Annotated in this window: 1 protein-coding gene; it reads right to left on the bottom strand. The window is 65.9% G+C overall.

What is annotated here, in order from left to right; all coding sequences use genetic code 11:
• Position 1 precedes the first annotated feature (1 nt).
• On the bottom strand, positions 2–785 hold a 784-nt coding region (locus tag ACWTU8_RS31710; protein WP_455851239.1), incomplete at its 5' end, for an adenosine kinase.

Genomic DNA, 785 nt, shown 5'->3' with positions numbered 1-785 from the left:
CCTACAGCAGCCCTGCCTGCTCAGCCTCGTGGCGCAAATTCTGCCGCGGCCTTGGCCCGATCTGCTGGATGACCAGTCCGGCCGCCAGCGAGCCGAGGTCGCCGCAATCCTTCAGGCTGCGCCCTTGCGTGTAGCCGTAGAGGAAGCCGGCAGCATAGAGGTCGCCGGCGCCGGTGGTGTCGACCAATTCGCGGATTTTGGTCGCATCGATGGTGACGGTCTCGTCGCCGCGCACGATTACCGAGCCCTTTTCCGAACGGGTGACGGCGGCGATCTTGCAGTCCTTGCGGATCTGCGCCAGCGCCTCGTCGAAGGAGGCGGTCTGGTAAAGCGACTTGATCTCGTGGCTGTTGGCGAAGACGATGTCGACGGTGCCTGAGCGCATCAGCTCCAGAAACTCGTCGCGATAGCGGTCGACGCAGAACGAATCCGACAGCGTCATCGACACTTCGCGCCCGGCGGCATGGGCGAGTTTCGCCGTCTGCCGGAACGCTTCCTTGGCGCGCGGCGGGTCCCACAGATAGCCCTCGAAATAGGTGACGGCGGCGCCCGAGGCCTTGTCGGCCTCGACATCCTCCGGCCCGAGCTCGACGCAGGCGCCGAGATAGGTGTTCATCGAGCGCTCGCCGTCCGGCGTGACGAAGATCATCGAGCGCGCCGTCGGCGGTTCGCCGTTGAGCGGCCTGGTGTCGAAGGCGACGCCCTGCGCATGCATGTCGTGGGCGTAGATTTCGCCGAGCGTGTCGTTCGAGACCTTGCCGAAGAAAGCGGCGCGACCGCCGAAG

This window comes from Mesorhizobium sp. BHbdii (assembly GCF_053848045.1).
Note: the sequence above shows the minus strand (reverse complement) of the source record. Positions and strands in the feature narration are given on the sequence as shown.